This is a genomic window from Mycoplasmoides pirum ATCC 25960 (assembly GCF_000685905.1).
GTDB lineage: Bacteria > Bacillota_I > Bacilli_A > Mycoplasmatales > Mycoplasmoidaceae > Mycoplasmoides > Mycoplasmoides pirum.
The window spans coordinates 535,008-551,720 of the sequence record NZ_JMKZ01000001.1; the positions used below are offsets into that span (position 1 = coordinate 535,008).

The 16,713-nt window shown below is 22.9% G+C and carries 17 protein-coding genes; 2 read left to right on the forward strand and 15 right to left on the reverse strand.

Going from position 1 to position 16,713, the window contains the following annotated elements; genetic code table 4:
* Positions 1-15 precede the first annotated feature (15 nt).
* From T397_RS0102355 to T397_RS0102430, 15 genes are all read right to left on the reverse strand, one after another.
* Positions 16-1,674, reverse strand: a complete 1,659-nt coding sequence (locus tag T397_RS0102355) for an ABC transporter permease (RefSeq protein ID WP_027124063.1) — start codon at positions 1,672-1,674, stop codon at positions 16-18.
* Positions 1,675-1,810: 136 nt separating this feature from the next.
* Positions 1,811-4,444 carry a hypothetical protein gene (locus T397_RS0102360; protein ID WP_027124064.1) on the reverse strand — a complete coding sequence of 878 codons (2,634 nt, stop codon included), beginning with the start codon at positions 4,442-4,444 and terminating at the stop codon, positions 1,811-1,813.
* A 333-nt stretch (positions 4,445-4,777) separates the two neighbouring features.
* Positions 4,778-7,156 carry an endopeptidase La gene (lon, locus tag T397_RS0102370; RefSeq protein ID WP_027124066.1) on the reverse strand — a complete coding sequence of 793 codons (2,379 nt, stop codon included), beginning with the start codon at positions 7,154-7,156 and terminating at the stop codon, positions 4,778-4,780.
* 127 nt (positions 7,157-7,283) lie between these two features.
* A complete protein-coding gene (gene tig / locus T397_RS0102375) occupies positions 7,284-8,612 on the reverse strand; it encodes a trigger factor (RefSeq protein ID WP_027124067.1) in 1,329 nt (442 codons plus the stop codon).
* Positions 8,613-8,689: 77 nt separating this feature from the next.
* A complete protein-coding gene (locus T397_RS0102380) occupies positions 8,690-9,553 on the reverse strand; it encodes a DUF3196 family protein (protein ID WP_027124068.1) in 864 nt (287 codons plus the stop codon).
* Entirely contained in the window at positions 9,534-9,977 is a 444-nt protein-coding gene (locus T397_RS0102385) for a transcriptional repressor (RefSeq protein WP_027124069.1), read from the reverse strand. The genes T397_RS0102380 and T397_RS0102385 overlap by 20 nt, the downstream gene beginning before the upstream one ends.
* Before the next feature lie 24 nt (positions 9,978-10,001).
* Positions 10,002-10,856: a deoxyribonuclease IV gene (locus T397_RS0102390; RefSeq protein ID WP_036448676.1), complete on the reverse strand. Its 855-nt coding sequence runs from the start codon at positions 10,854-10,856 to the stop codon at positions 10,002-10,004.
* Between the two features lie 3 nt (positions 10,857-10,859).
* Entirely contained in the window at positions 10,860-11,366 is a 507-nt protein-coding gene (locus tag T397_RS0102395; RefSeq protein ID WP_027124071.1) for a cob(I)yrinic acid a,c-diamide adenosyltransferase, read from the reverse strand.
* A 9-nt stretch (positions 11,367-11,375) separates the two neighbouring features.
* Positions 11,376-11,690 carry a 50S ribosomal protein L27 gene (gene rpmA / locus T397_RS0102400; protein ID WP_052663085.1) on the reverse strand — a complete coding sequence of 105 codons (315 nt, stop codon included), beginning with the start codon at positions 11,688-11,690 and terminating at the stop codon, positions 11,376-11,378.
* 19 nt (positions 11,691-11,709) lie between these two features.
* Positions 11,710-12,018: a ribosomal-processing cysteine protease Prp gene (locus tag T397_RS0102405; RefSeq protein ID WP_027124073.1), complete on the reverse strand. Its 309-nt coding sequence runs from the start codon at positions 12,016-12,018 to the stop codon at positions 11,710-11,712.
* 4 nt (positions 12,019-12,022) lie between these two features.
* A complete protein-coding gene (gene rplU, locus T397_RS0102410; RefSeq protein WP_027124074.1) occupies positions 12,023-12,322 on the reverse strand; it encodes a 50S ribosomal protein L21 in 300 nt (99 codons plus the stop codon).
* Positions 12,323-12,540: 218 nt separating this feature from the next.
* Positions 12,541-12,780, reverse strand: coding sequence for a phosphopantetheine-binding protein (locus tag T397_RS0102415; protein WP_027124075.1), 240 nt, complete (start codon positions 12,778-12,780; stop codon positions 12,541-12,543).
* 59 nt (positions 12,781-12,839) lie between these two features.
* Positions 12,840-13,451: a DUF5452 domain-containing protein gene (locus T397_RS0102420; RefSeq protein WP_027124076.1), complete on the reverse strand. Its 612-nt coding sequence runs from the start codon at positions 13,449-13,451 to the stop codon at positions 12,840-12,842.
* Positions 13,451-14,503, reverse strand: coding sequence for a DUF5443 family protein (locus tag T397_RS0102425; RefSeq protein ID WP_027124077.1), 1,053 nt, complete (start codon positions 14,501-14,503; stop codon positions 13,451-13,453). Before T397_RS0102425 ends, T397_RS0102420 begins: the two co-directional genes overlap by 1 nt.
* On the reverse strand, positions 14,497-14,877 hold the full coding sequence (locus T397_RS0102430) for an MG284/MPN403 family protein (protein WP_027124078.1): 381 nt from the start codon (positions 14,875-14,877) through the stop codon (positions 14,497-14,499). Before T397_RS0102430 ends, T397_RS0102425 begins: the two co-directional genes overlap by 7 nt.
* A 267-nt stretch (positions 14,878-15,144) precedes the next feature.
* On the opposite strand from T397_RS0102430, the gene ruvA reads away from it, so the two are divergent.
* The gene (ruvA, locus tag T397_RS0102435; RefSeq protein WP_027124079.1) at positions 15,145-15,777 is read left to right on the forward strand and encodes a Holliday junction branch migration protein RuvA; all 633 of its coding nucleotides are present in this window, start codon (positions 15,145-15,147) and stop codon (positions 15,775-15,777) included.
* Entirely contained in the window at positions 15,755-16,681 is a 927-nt protein-coding gene (gene ruvB / locus T397_RS0102440) for a Holliday junction branch migration DNA helicase RuvB (RefSeq protein ID WP_036448679.1), read from the forward strand. The genes ruvA and ruvB overlap by 23 nt, the downstream gene beginning before the upstream one ends.
* Positions 16,682-16,713 lie beyond the last annotated feature (32 nt).

A 16,713-nucleotide genomic window follows, 5' to 3' on the forward strand; every position in this document is an offset into this window, starting at 1 on the left:
AATTAATTCATTACGTTATTTTATTTCATCATTTTGATTAGTTTGAGTTACAACACTTTTTAATTTTGGATATCAACCAAATGTTTTTTCAAAATAGGAATCCAATAAATTTCAATTATCATTTTGGGTCAAAAAAGTATTATTTATTTGATTAAATTTATTATTAGCAACAACATCTTTAATAAATTGTTGATCTAATGTTGAATTTGAAATATTACTTAATTCATCCAAACCATAAAATAAGTTAACTTGATTAGAAAAAACATTTTCTGCTATTTCTTCATTGTTTGCATTTAAATTTTTGTTATAGTTAGCTTCAAAATTTTCTTTAAACACTAACATATTATCTTTTGTTAGCAATGAGTTAAATTCTTGTGAAATTTTGGATAAATTATTTAAAACATCATCTGTATTTGTTATTTGATTTATAGTATTAGTTATTGAATTTACAACATTTGAATTATTATTAAATAAATTTAAAGTTGAATTATTTATGTTAACTAAAGCATTTGTGACTTTTGTTGAATCTTTAACATAAAATTTATCATTCGGCACAACAGAAGTTGTTTCATTATTATTTGGATTACTTAAATATGTATATTTTGGGGAAGTAGAAAAAAATAAACTAAAAGAACTAGTTGGTTCTGGTAAAAACATTATTTGTTGAGATAAGCTATTGTTTATAAGATTATTAGATTCTAAATTTAAATTTGGTATTCCTGTGTAGATATATGGATATTCATCAATATTAATTTTGTCAATAAAATTTCAAGTTGTGTTGTTGGGAGAAATTGATATATTACCATTATGATATGGCGCTAATCCACCTAAATTGTACAATGATCCAATCATGTTACCAAAATTCAAATAAAATGAATTACTATAAAATGTTTCTTTGTTTGCTTCATGATATTTTTGTTTGACATCTTCAAATTTAGTTTGACCAAATGTTGATGTAACTTGAAAAACTATATTTTTATTTTCAATTTTTCTAGTTTTAACATTTTGTTGAATTAAATTAATACCTTGATTTGATAAAACTTTTGAAGGAGTATCAAAAAATAGCGCTGATAATGGTGTTAAAAAATTAAATAAAATTGCAATTAAAATAATAATCATATTTGTTGCATTTTTACTATGTTTTAATGAAATTAATACCGATAATGAACCGAAAAATAAACCTATAACAAATGAACCAGTAAACAACCCTCCTACTAAATCTCCAACAAGATTAGGATCCATTTTAGGTATTAAATATGTCAAAACACCTAATAGCGAAGCTGCTAATGAATAAATTAATAATATCGTTAATAATAAACTAAATTTTGCGATTACAAAATTAATTCTACTGATGGGTTTTGAAATAATAATCAATTCCATTCCAGTGTCAATTCCATCTCTAAATAAATTCAAGGAAACTGATGATCCAAATACTGCTACTAGAGGCATAACAAAAGAACTAACTTGTACTATTGGATTATTTCAGTAATCAGCAGGTGAAGAATTTAAAATTGCTGGAATAATCAACAATATCAAAGATAATATTAAAATATAAGCAATAAAAATCATTCAATTTGCAAAATTTTTAATTACTACTTTTGATAAAAAACAATAATATGCAAAATAAACATTTAAATTTTTTTTAAATTTAATTTTATTAAAAACTTTGTTCATCAATTTTAAATTACTTTCTTAAAACAATATTTAAATTTTCAAAAATTATTTTTTATTACAATATTATGAATAAATTAGTAAAAAATAAAAAAAGAGCAAGAATTTAATTCTCGCCCTTTAATTCTAACATTTTTTATTAATAAATATCGTAATATGGATCTCTAGAATTTTGGCTCATTGGTGGTGGAAGGTATCCTGCAATTCTTTGTCCATGTAATGGTCTTTCATAACGATTATATTTATTATCCACTAAATATGTTTGACGAATAGGGGAAGGGATTAATGGAGGACGATTACCAACAACATAAACATTTTTAGCATTTTTACGTTTTACATACATAGAAATTACAAATGCTAACAAAATAATTAAAGCAATTCCACCAAAAACAGATCCGATTATAATTATTGTTGAATTATCATTAGTTTTTTGGCTAATAGCAGAATCAGTAACTCCATTATTACTAGAACCACTATAAGAATAAATTTTTGAAGATGTTTCTAATGTGAATGTTGGTTTTTCATACGAAGTAGGAACTCTATCAAACAATGAATTTAAAGGATTTACTAATTGTAACTTGTCAATTCCTGCTTTTTCAAAATAACCTAATTGTGAAAAATATTGAGAAAATAAATTGGTAAAGTTTGAAAATAAATAACCTTGTAATAAATTCACAAATTGGTTTTGAAGTTCTGAATAAGGATTTAAACTAAGATTTTTTGGATTAACAAATAAAAATTCTTTAAAAAATGAACTTACTTCATATAATTGAAATTCAATATCAGCTTTAAACTTAGTGATTACATTAGTAACATTTGATGTTGAAATATACTCAATATCTTCTTGAACACTAGAATTATTAAATTTTATTGTAAATGGCAAAGATTGAATTAGAGTTTGACCAGTTTTTGAATTTGTTAACACAGCATTTATAGAAGGAGAACTAGGATTAATTATACTTGACCCTAAATTTAAACTAATACTTCCCGCTTTAACATCATTACTAAATTCTAATGCTTGAGCTAAACTTGATAAAGGCGCAACTTTTGGAACATTAAAACTAATTGAATTTTGTGTTGATTCTCCAAAAGTAATTGAATTCGCAGATAATAATACTTTAGGAGATAAACTACTTAATATTTTTAACAATTCGTTAGATATAGATGAATCTACAGAATTTGAACCACTTTCAGAAAATTTCAATGGTATGTTTGAAGTATTGTTTATATCCAATTTAAGATTAACAATTTCACTTGAGTTAAAATCTAACTCTTTTAATCAAGAATTTTGATCATATGATAAATCGATTTTTAATGGTCAATCAGAAAGTTTATTTTTTAAATTAGTAAACTTTGAAAGATCTATATAAAACTTTTTAGAGCTAACATCATATTTTACATCTGAATAATTATAAACTTTTCCAGTTGTCTCAAATTTCATTAAATAATAACTACCATCACGATTGTTACTACTATTTGTAATCATATTTGAATCAGCAACATAATACAATCATGGAACAGGATTTGGTTGTTTTCTATATTCTCTACCTAAACAAATTGCATTACTTACTTCAACAACTTTATAAAAAATACCTGAAGCATTGTCATAAGGATTGTCAATTTTGTATTTTTGAGCAACACTTGAAACTAATTGTTGAAGTTTTGGATCCATTCTTGAATCATTGACATTATAAACATTAGAAATTATTCAAGGATTAGGAGTTTGAGAACCTAAATAATTATTTATAGCATTACTATAACTTAAAAGTTCATCACTATTTTGAAAATCTTCAGCAAACATGTATGTTGATGGATATTTTGAATTCATAATAATCGCATCATTCATCGAATTTGCCTTGCCATAACTTATAGGTAAACCTTTGTTAACCAAGTCATGAACTCATTGTAAATAATCATATAATTTCATTGTAAACTGATCTTCAACTAAAACTTCACAATTTAATGAAGAAAGTGAAATTTGAAAATTTATTCCTTGAGATGCACTAAAATGAAGTTTTCATTTATTGTTACCAAGATCTTCATCTCTTTGATTAATTGTAGTACTTGAAATATTTGAAGATGTTGAAACTGATTCTAATAATACTTGACCTTCGGCAGGATAAGTTATAGTACCATTTGATAAATTATGAAAATCTTTATTTTTAAAAAATGAACTACCCATTTGTTTAAAATTTATATATATGTCTTTATATTTGTTTATGTCAAAAACCTTATCAGCTAATACTAGATTAACTAATGAATCCATGATACTAAAACTATAATGATATCCTTCTTCTCAAACATATTTATCATTATTTTTTAAATCTAAAAATTGATATAAATTACCTGGTGCTAAATTTGCTGCATTAGGTAAATTAAGATGCATATTAAAATATGATACTTCGCCAATTTTTTTGTATAAGCCCAAATTAGCTGATGTATTTTCAGTTTGAACTATTCTATTTCTATCAAATGAAATATTAAAACTACTTGGATTTGAAACTGAAGGAATAGGGGAAGTACCTATAATTTTAAATTGATAATTATAATCATTTTGCAAAGTTGCTTTAGGTAGATATAAAGAAGGGTTATCTAACTTACGTGTTGACGAACTATTGTTTAACAATTGATTGTTAACTACAACACTATTAGAATTTTTATTATTTGAATTTAAAACAGGAAAAACAATCGCACTGGTTAAAATAGCAATTCCTGCAAATATAAAGGAAAACTTTTTTAAAGAAATTTTCTTTTTATTTAAAAAATTAATCATATTTTAATATCTCTCGCTCTTGTTTTTTCTCTATTTTTAAAATATTAATTTTAAAACACTAAACTATTATACTTAAAAAAACCAATTCTACTAATACATATATTTATGTGCTTTAAAGCATTTTAAGTATTATATATAAAAAAATAAAAATTTAACTAAAATATTTTTTACTAAAAATATTTGTTAGTAATACAATTATTTTTTAAAGAATACATCAATAAAACAAAATTAATAAAAACGTTAGAAAAATTTAAATTTATAAATCTAAAAAAAAAAAAAAAACAGAATCTATCTGTTTTTTTACTTATATAAATAACTAATCTGAAATCTAAATTATTTAAAAATACGTTTATAAACATCTTTGTATTGTTTAACGAAAACAATATTTAAATTTTTGATAATTTCTTTTGGAACTTCACTTAAGTATCTTTCATCTTTTTCAGGCATAAAAATAGTTCTAACACCACCACGGTATGCTGAAATAGTTTTTTCTTTTACACCACCAATGATTAATACTTTACCACGTAAAGTAATTTCACCTGTCATTGCAATTGTAGGGTCAACTTTTTTGCCAGTTAATGCTGAAATAATTGCAGTTGTTAGTGCAATTCCAGCACTTGGACCATCTTTAGGAATTCCGCCTGATGGAACATGAATATGAATATCTATTGTTTTGAATATTTCAGGATCAATACCAAAATCTTTTGCATTTGATTTAACATATCCTAAAGCCACAGATGCAGATTCGCGCATTGTTTCTTTTAAATTACCAGTAATTACAATATCACCTTTGCCAGAAGAATATGTAACTTCAATTGGTAACAAATCACCACCAGTTGATGTATAAGCCATACCATTAACAATTCCAGGAATTGTATCTTCATCACGGATTGTGTAATCAAATATTTCTTTTTTCAGGTAAGTTTTAACAGCTTTAACATCAATTACTTGTGATTTAATATTTTTCTTTTGACTAGCAACTAAAAACTTACGAATAATTTCTTGAATTTTTCGTTCTAAACCACGAACACCTGCTTCACGAGTGAAATGTTTGATAATATAACTTAACGCTTCGTCATTAAAAGAAATCTCTTTAGATGTCAATTCAGCTGATTCTAAAGTTTTGGGAATTAAATAATTTTTTGCTATTGCTAATTTTTCTTGTTCTGTATATGATGTTAATTCAATAATTTCTAAACGATCATATAAAGCTTCTGGAATCGCATCGGCATAATTAGCAGTTGCCACAAACATTACTTTTGATAAATCATAATCTTCTTCAATGTAATTATCATTAAATTTGTTATTTAATTCTGGATCTAAAACTTCTAATAAAGCACTAGCTGGGTCCCCGTGCATTCTATCAACTCCTGTTTTATCGATTTCATCTAATAAAAATAACGGATTAACAACACCAGCTTTTTTCATGCCTTTAATAATTCTTCCAGGCATTGAACCTATATAAGTTTTGCGATGACCACGAATTTCAGATTCATCATGAACACCACCTAATGACATTTTTACAAAATTTTTGTTTAAAGCTTCAGCGATTGATTTAGCTAAGCTAGATTTTCCTACACCAGGAGGGCCAACTAAGCACATAATAGGTCCTTTAATCTTTTTAGTTCTAGTTTGAACAGCTAAATACTCAATAATTCTTTCTTTAACAGATTGAAGACCGTAGTGATTTTTGTCTAAAATTTTTGCAACTTTTTTAATATCAACATTATCTTTGCTTTCTTGTCATCAAGGTAAATCTAATAATCATTCTACATAAGTTCTAATTATTGAATTCTCTTGAGAATTCATAGATGATTCATATCTATTTAATTCACTAATAACTTTTTCTTTAATGTATTTAGGATAAGGATTAGCATTAACACGATCTCTTAATTCTGACACATCATCTTCTTTTGATGAAATATCACCTAATTCTTCTTTAATAGCTTTTAAACGTTCTCGTAAATAAAATTCTCTTTGTTGTTTTGATAAATTTTCATTTATTTTTTTACTTATTTTTCGATCAATTTGATTTAAATCATCGTTTTTTTCAGAATTTTTACTTGTTGAAGAAATTTCTTCCCCCATAAAGCTAATAATTAAATCAAATCTTTTTAAAACATTTAATTCTTCTAATAATTGTTGTCTTTTTTTTAAATTTATAGGTAAAACATTAGATATTAAATCAGATAACTTATTTGCATCTCCAGAAATTTGATTTAATTCATATCCATTTTTATTACTTATAGTAGATGATTCTTCACGAGTGATATTTTTCATCATCGAGTCATCAAATTGTGAAAAAATCTTTTCAATTCTTTTAGGAATTTCTCGATCGTTAATATTACTAGAATTTAAAATTTGATATTCTACTATAACATCTTTGTTTTTGCTGTAATCATATTTTGTAATTAATTTAACACGTTCTAATCCACGCAATTCAACTAAAGAAGATAAGATTTTTTTACCATCTTCAGAGAATGTATCATTTGTTTTAAGAACTTCACATAAAGTTCCTACCATATTTATATCTTTTGCTGTTGGATCATCAATATCAATATCATTTTGAGTAACAACAATAATGTGTTTTTGTTTATTTTTATTAGCAAGTTTAATAGCTTCTAAAGATTTTTTTCTTCCAACATCTATAGATTTTTTTGTATGCGGAAAAATAACAATTCCTCTTGAAACCAAAATGGGCGCTTTTTTCATTAGTACATTCTCCTTATATTATTAAATATGTTCAAGCATAAGTTTTATAAACTTAACAAAGAATAAAATTACAACAAACTACATATAATTCTAACATATATTAGCACTTTATGTATATGAGTGCTAATTATTTTTCATTTAACTGAATTAAGTAATCAATTAATTTATCACCTATTATTATGGTTTCAATTAAATCTTTTTGATCATTTAATTGTTTTAAAGTATTTTGTTTAATTGTTTCATCACTAATTTTATATTCGTCTATTAATTCATTAAATTTCTTTTCATAATCCGATTCATTACATTGAATGTTTTCTTTAATAGCAATCTTTTCTACAAGTAGTGAATATTTAACATTAGTTTCTGCTTCTTTTTTAATTTGTTCATCAAATTTTTCTTCGGTCATATTTTGCATCGCTAATATATCTTTAAGTTCCATTTTGTATTGTTTTAATTGTGATAAATATTGATTTTTAATTCTTCTAATTTGATCATTAACCAATTTTTGAGGAATATATGAAAACTTAGATTTTTCAATCAAATATTCACGAATTTTAGAGCTATTTTGATTTTTATTTGCAATAACTGAATTTTTTTCTAATTGTTTCTTGATATTAGTTTTTAACTCGTCAACAGTTTTAGCTTTTATTTCTAAATTCTCTTGACTCATTTTTTGAACATAATCATCAGTTAATTCGGGATAATTAATTGATTTAATATCTTTTATTGTAACTTCAAATTCTACTGGTTTTCCTTTTAAATCTTCTGCATGATACTCATTAGGAAATTTTAAATTTAATGTTTTGGTTTCATTTTTTTTCATTCCAATTAAACTATCTTCAAATCCAGGAATAAAAGATTTAGATCCTATTTCAAGTTCATAATTTTTAGCTGTTGCAGATTCTAGTTCTTTACCATCTACTTTGCCTTTAAAATCAATTATTGCGATATCATGGTCACTAACTACTTCAATAGATTTGGATACAATTTCAGCATCTTTTTTCATTAATAAACTAATTTGATGTTTTATGTCTGCTTCAGTAATTTCTTGAGGTTTTTTTACATTATCAATTTTTTTATAATCAGCAATTTCAATATCAGGCATTAAATCAAAATTAAATTTAAATTCAATATTTTCATTATTAATGTCTTTTATTTCAACTTCAGGATTTGCATCAATGACATTAGAATCATTAACAACAACATCTTCTTCTAAAATTTTTTCAAAAATTAAATTTAAAACTTTATTTGCTGCTTTATCAAATATAACTGCATGATTTATATATTCTTTTGCTTTATCTTTAGGAATTTTTCCTTTTCTAAAACCAGGTATTGAAATATTTTTAATCGCTGAATTTGTAGCTTTATCAATTTCTTCAATTCATAATTTGCTATCAATTTTAATGTGTAAACTTAATAAGTTATTTTCTTTTTTTGAATCGATTATTTTGTACATATTAATTTTCCTGATTAAAATAATTAAAAAATATAATAAATTGTTATGTTTAAATAGTTGTAAAATATTTTAATATTTTATTTTGCATTTATAGCATGTAATATTAAATCATTAATTTCATTGTTTTTTGTTTTTTTATCTTCATTAATGTTGTTAAAAGAATTTAACACATAATTTGCAATACTTTTGCCTAACAACTTAGAATTAATATTACTTGGTGGTAAATTAGGGAAATAAAAACTTAAAATTTGATCAACAACAGTATTTGCCATTTCTTCTAAGGAAGGATCTTTAAATAGTAATTTCGAAATTTCTTCATATACCTTATCATAATATGATTTAAGTGTTTTATTTATAATTTCTTTTCCTAAAATAATTTTACTTGAAATATTAGTATTGTGATTTAAAAAATCTAGCTTAATATTAGAAAAGTCAGTAATTTCATTAATTAAAAATAAAACATTAAATTTTAAATCATTACTAAAATCTTTGCTTGTGAAAATAAATCTAAAATAATCAAAATCTTCTCGTTCAAAAAAACCTTCTGGTTTTGTTGTGAAGTAATCAAAAATATGAAGATTTTTAGGAAAATTATTTAAAGCCAAATTAATTAATTCAGATGCGCCAAATTCTTGAATTTTGTCATTACGTTTTTCATAAGCTTGATTTCTAATTAATTTAATCATTGTTAAAAAATATTTTTCTACATTTGTTGGAATGTAAGGGGCATCTAATTCTTCATTTAATAAGTCTATAGCTTTTTCATAACGATTTGATTTAAATTGATCAATAACATTATTTAGTATTGATAAATAGTAATCATAATTCATTATTGAATCAACATTTTCGTTTTTTTTGAAATGATTTAACAAAGAAATAGGAGTAGTAAAGTTAACATTTTTGATTTTGTTTACTTTTGAATTATTTACATTTTTTTTCATTACTTTTTACCAGACCATTAGCTACAATATAAAAATCACTTGTTTCAAATCCATTATTAATGAAATATTTTTTAATTTGATTAACTAATTTTTTTTCAAAAGGAATTGTAAAAAAGGATTGTTTTTTATTAGTAAAACAATAAACGTGTTCGTGTTCATCATGTCGAAGATTAAAAAAAGGTTTAAAACTATTAACATCCAAAAAAGCATTAATAATTTTACAACTAACCAACGAATGCAAAACATTGTAAACACTTGCTATATTTGGTTTTTTATTATTCGCAATTGTTAAATGATCAATAATATCATCAATTGTATGCCAATTATTATGTTTTAAAAGACATTTAATAACTTCAATTCTTTGAGTTGTTAATCTTAAATTAGCTTCTTTAACTTTTTTTAAATAAAAATCAAGTGACTGCATTTTTCCCATATTATTAATTTTAAATTATAAATTTTTTAAAATTAAATCAATTTCATTTTTGTATGGTGGTAAATCATTAATATATGGAGTTTCTAAAATAAAAGGTAATTTATTAAAATGAATATTTTTAATTAATCCTATTAATGTTTTTAATCCTATAGTTCCTTTATTTATGTTTGCGTGGCGATCTTTATGTGAATTTAATCCATTAATTGAATCATTTAAATGAACAACTTTTAATAAATCAAATTTAAGATGTTTTTTATATTCATTCAAAACAATATCCAAATTAGATAAATCATATCCCGCATCATTAACATGACAAGTATCAAAACAAATTCCAATTCGTTCTTTTTGCTCTATATTTTTAATAATATTTTTTAATTCAAAAAAATCACGTCCGATTTCATTACCTTTACCAGCCATTGTTTCAAGACAAATAATAATATCTTTAGTTTTATTTAAAACCTTATTGAGATTTTTTGATAAATTATTGATTGCTATAGCAGGAGTAGTTTTAATTGAACTTCCAGGATGTAAAACAATATATTTTGCACCTATTGCTCTTGAACGAATTAATTCTTTAGTTAAAAAATCTACACCGAAATTTTGTTTAGATGGATCTACTGATGCGAGATTAATAATATATGGAGCATGGATTATTACATTAGTTAACTTAATATTATTTTCACTCATTAATTTGTGAGCTTCTTGAATTTTTAATTTATCAATGTCAACTCTTAAAGAAGATTGTGGCGGACCTGTATATATCATAAATGCATTAGCGTTGTAACTTAATGCTTCATTTACACTCCCAAGTAAGAAATCGGGACTTTTCATACTCACATGTGAGCCTATTGTAATGGAATTATTTTTCATAAATTAAAAATCTATAAATTTTTTAGCTTGAACACCTTTGCTATAGTGATGTTTTTCTGCTTCAGTTTTTGTTAATACATCACAAATAGCAGCAATTTTTTTATGCATTGTATGTCCGCTTATAAAAACATACTTGTTTTTACTTATTTTTTTCAAAAAATTACAAAAAAAGTTTATAGTTACAATTTTATTTGAAATTAAATCAATAAATTCATCTAAAAAAATATATTTGTATTTAGAATAATTTTTATTTAAAAAATTAATTGCATTTTTTGCATCATTAATAATTTTTTCGCGTTCTTTTAAATTTTTTGTTCAAATAAATGATTTAGTAGTTTGAAATAAATGAACTTTAACATTTAATTTATTTAAAATATCATCTTCACTACTTTTTATATTTTTAAAAAAACGAATATATAATATTGGTTTTTTTGAAGCTATTGCCCTTAAACATAAACCATTTAAAGTTGATGTTTTTCCTTGACCAATACCATAATATGCATATACCACAAAAAATAACTATCCGATTTTTACTTCAATAACACTAACTTTAGTTTTATTTTTACCAAATTTTGTATATTTTACTATACCTGGTGATAAAGCAAACAAAGTATCATCTTTTCCTTGACCAACATTTTTTCCAGGTCAAATTACATTCCCTCTTTGGCGATAAATAATTTGTCCTGATTTAGCTAATTGTCCATCAGCTAATTTTGCACCTAAAAATTTCGGATTAGAATCTCTGCCATTCTTGGTAGAACCTACACCTTTTTTTGAAGCAAAAAACTGTAAATCAACATTAAATCATATTTTTTTATTATTAATGATATCCATAATTAAATCCTATTCTTAACTATAAATCAATTTTTTGTGATTGACTTGAAATTGTTATATATTGTGGATAAATTTTTGCTATAGATGAAATTTGGGTTTGAATAACTTGCATAGCAACTAAATTTTCGAAATCACTATTTTGTAATTCACAAAAAAACAATTCTTTGTCAGGGTTAGACACAATTTTAATATTTTTTGGATCAAATCAATTTATTCCACCTAAAACAATTCCACTTATTGCAGCACAAACAATATCTTCACCTTTCGGCTTAAACAAAGCATGTCCCTCAATTTTCATGCCGCCAGCATAAAAAGTAATCAAAAGCATTTTACTACCCTTTTATTGATAAAACTTTTAATTTTGTATATGGTTGACGGTGACCATATTTTTTCAAATGATGTTTTTGACTAATATGCTTAATGACATTTATTTTTTTTTGTTTACCTTGTTTTTCGATAATACAAACAACTTCTGCATTATCAAGATAAGGTTTACCAAATTTATTATCAATAGCTAAAACTTGATTAATTTTAACTTGAGTTCCAACATCTCCATTAATTTTTTCAACAAAAATTACATCATTTTCACGAACTAAATATTGTTTCGAACCACTTAAAATTATTGCAAACATTATTCCTCCAGAATAGACTCGTTTGTTAAGGCAAAACAAGTTTGTTTTTTTAAAGCCTTATTTTCAATACGGTTGAATCTGCTTTAATTTAGCAAAAACAAATTTATTATATTAATTACAAAAATTAATATAAATTATGTATGAATTTTAACATAAAAAATAAAAAATTATTAAATTAGTAATCTCTATAATAAATAAATTATTAATGTGTAAAAAAATTATTTGTTTTTAATTAAATTTTCAAAAGCTTTAATTAAATCATTAATTGATTTTAAAGACATCATTAATTCATCTGACAAACTAACTTTAAAATAATTTTCCAAATCAACTATGATTGAAAAAGTATCTAATGAATCTAAACCTAATGTTTTAAAATCTTTATCTAAAATATCATCAGTAATTTCAATTTTTAATTGTTTTTGTGCGACAATTTCTTTTAATTGTGTTAATACTTCCATAAATCCGCTTTTTAATATTAATATAAAACTATTAATAAAAAATTAATAGTAAGAACTAATTATACATTTTTTGATAATTCTACAATAATTTGATCTCAATATCTTTTTGGAAGATTTTTTGAATATGAATAATCATTTTCGAAATATCAAACTACATTAATTAAAATATTTTTTTCTAAAATGTTAATTTTGTAATCTATTTCTGTAGTTAGTTTAGTTGTCTTTTTTTTGAAAAAAGAATGCTGATAAATAGCATTAATAATTCAAGATCTTAAATTTTTAAACAAAACATCTTGTTTAATATTAAATTGTTGACTATTATCATTAAAATCATTTAACAAATAACGATAGGAAATTAAATTGTCTCATTCCGGATTTGAATATAAATAATCATGAATATTTGCATACATATACAAATATAATTCTGATTCATCAAAGGGATATTTAAGATTTTTAAGTTCAGTTGAAGATTCAGGATATTCTTCATTTTTATCTAAATTATTATCATTTTCGTTATTGCTGCCATTATTTAAATTATTAGAATTGTCAAATTTATTATCATCTTTAATGTTATTGGAAAATATGATTGTTGTAACTGAAAGTATTAGTGTTGTCGTAAACATTAATCCAGTACAAAATCACAAAATAATTTTTTTGATTTTTTTATTCATTAATTCAATTTATTAAAATTATTTAAAGATAAAATTTGATGATAATTAAATGTAAAAAAATCTAAAAAATTTAAGTTGTTTAAAGGTGTTAAGTAATTAAAATAATTAGTTGCAATGATTTTATAATAAGCATTTTCAGTTTGAATTTTAAAGTTCAATTCATAATATCCATTACCACCGTTAGGTAACAAAAAATTATGACCTAATAAAACATCTTTAACTAATTCTTTTTTAGTTTCATCATAACTTACTTTAAATGGCAATTTAATTGATAAAGTTTCATTTTGTTTTAAACTATAATTTTTATTTTCAGAATAATTTAGTGATTTATATCCATTTTCATTAGACACATGATAGTAAAAATTTATATTTAAATTTGAAACAATCATTGGAATTGATGAAGTAATGTTTAAAAGTTCATTAATCATTTGACTTTTAATTAATTTCAAATAATTTTGTGTATTTCAGGAAAATTTAAAAGTTTTACCTAATTCATCTGATGTAGATGGGAAAACATCATACAAACTAGTACTTCCAAAATTTGAAGAAAAACTAAAAAATGTATCTAAATTAACATTTGTTGTAACTATAGAATCATATAAGTTATCTAAAAAATATTTTAAGGCTGTGCTATCAAAATCATTTTTAATTTCTGACAAAATAGTTTGATTGCAAGCAAAATTTATTTTAATTGGAACTAATAAATTATTTAAATTATCATTTATGTAAGACAAACTATTTTTCGGAACCTGAACTGAAATTTTATAAATTTTTCATTCATCCATATTAGATTCCACTTCTATTGGAATTATTGGAATATCAATTTTATTGAATTCAGGAATTGAAAAAGATGCTAATATTAGGTTTTTTGGCAAAGCACTTTTACATCTAATTGATACCTTAATATCAAAATTTATATAACTATTTGTTGTACTTATATTAGTTGAATATAATTTCGCTTCAAAATATACATTAGAATTAAAATCGTTAGGAGTTAATGTTCATCAATTTTCTTTAATATTATTTTCATAGTATGAATATGTATCTATCATAAAACTAACTCACAAAAATTTTTAGTAGCTTTGTTGAGTAATTGATAAAATCAAGATTTACTATAAAAAAAATCATTAAAATTTTTATTTTCAAAATAATAACTTTCTATAACTTTTCTTTCAATTTCCTTTAAATTTTCTAATGCGTTATTTATTAATTTCATAAAAGCATCAATATTTTTATTTTTTAAATTTTCTATATTAAAATCAGATCTAAAATGCAAAAGAATATCTTTAGAATCCATAAAAATATTTTTATTTTCTAATTTAAACTTATAATTAAAATATTTTTTTAAAATAGCACTTGCAATAAGTCTATATTGGGAAATTGTTAATTTGTTTTTGTTTTTAATAGCAACTATTTGATTATCCATATCTTAATATCCTCCACAATACATTAAGTGAGTAATAAAACAAAAAATTACAAAATATTTGTATTTCTTCATAATTTATAAATGTTTTACACTAATTAATTTAGTACTGCAAGGTACTAAATTTTTTATCTTTTTTGGACTCAAAAAATTAAAAAATTTTTAAAAATTAGAAATTTTTGTAAAAACTAAAAATTTTAATCACTTAATTAATATAAGAAAACAAAATAAATTTTTTTTATATATGAAAATATGTTTAAAGGAGATAATATGTTATCAGCTATAAATGCAAAAATTATATATGCAGGCAAAAAAAGAATTAATGTAGAAATAAATTCTTATTATTATTGAATTAATGTAAGTGAATTTAATAAATTTGAAGTTTCATCTAAACCAAAAAAAATATTTTGTAAACAAATTAGTCAAATAGTTAACAACGAAATTAAAACAGAAATATATGGATTTCAAACCATTAAAGAAATTGATTGATTTCAATCATTATTAAGTTGTCAAGGAATTGGTCCTAAAACGGCTATGAAAATTATGAAACATAATCCAGATAATATTAAAAATTTAATTATTAATAAAAATATAAATGAATTATCTCAATGCGAAGGCATAAATTCTAATATCGCTTCATCACTAATTCATCATAATTGAAAATCATGAGAATTAAGTTTGGGAGATAAACAAAATAATGAAAAAACAAAAAAAATCAAATTAAATGAATCTGAATTGGAAGAAATAATTTCTACGTTGGTAGTTTTGGGATATGAAAAAAATGATATTAATAAAACTTTAAATGAAATAGAGTTAACAGAAAATTATGATGTGTCAGATATAATTGCATTATTAATTAAAACTATGGCAGATAATCAAAATGACAAACAATTATCGGCCTAAAAATTTTAAAGAATTTGTTGGAAAAGATAGTTTAAAAACACAATTAAAAACTTTTATTGAAGCAGCAAAAATTAAAAAACAATCATTGCCGCATATTTTATTTTATGGTCCACCCGGAGTGGGTAAAACAACTTTAGCAAACATCATAGCAAATTCTTTAAATTCAAAATTAAAAATAATACAAGCAACAAATATAGAAAAAATAAGTGAATTATTAAACATTTTTTCTTTGATTAACAAAAATGACATTATTTTTATTGATGAAATTCATGCATTAGATCAAAAATTAATAGAATTTTTGTTTCCAATTATGGAAGATTTTAGTGTTGATGTTGTTATAGGAAAAGAATTTAATTCAAAAATAACTAGAATGAAAATTCCAGAATTTACACTTATAGGAGCCACAACTTATTATGGAAAAATTATTAATCCTTTTGAGGAAAGATTCGGAATTGTAATCAATATAGATTATTATTCATTAAATGAAATCAAAGAACTTATTAAAAATATTAATAATAATCTCAAATTAAATTTGACAGATAAAGAAATAGAAATAATATCAAATAATTGTAAATTCACACCTAGATTAGCTATCAGACTAATTAAACAAATTTATGACTATCGAATAATTCATCCTAAAATTTCAATTTTTAAAATCTTAAAAGAATTAAATATTAATGATTTAGGGATAACTAATCAAGATATTCAATATTTGCAAACTTTAAAAAATAATGGCACTTTAGGTTTGAAATCACTAAGTTTAATAAACAATTTAGATTCACAAACAATTGAAACAAAAATTGAACCTCCTTTAATAAAATTAAACTTAATTGAAAAAACAATTAAAGGTAGAAAAATTAGTAATATTGGATTAAAATATTTAGAGAAAATAAATAATAATTAATTCAATGGTAATGAGAATTTATTTAGAGTATT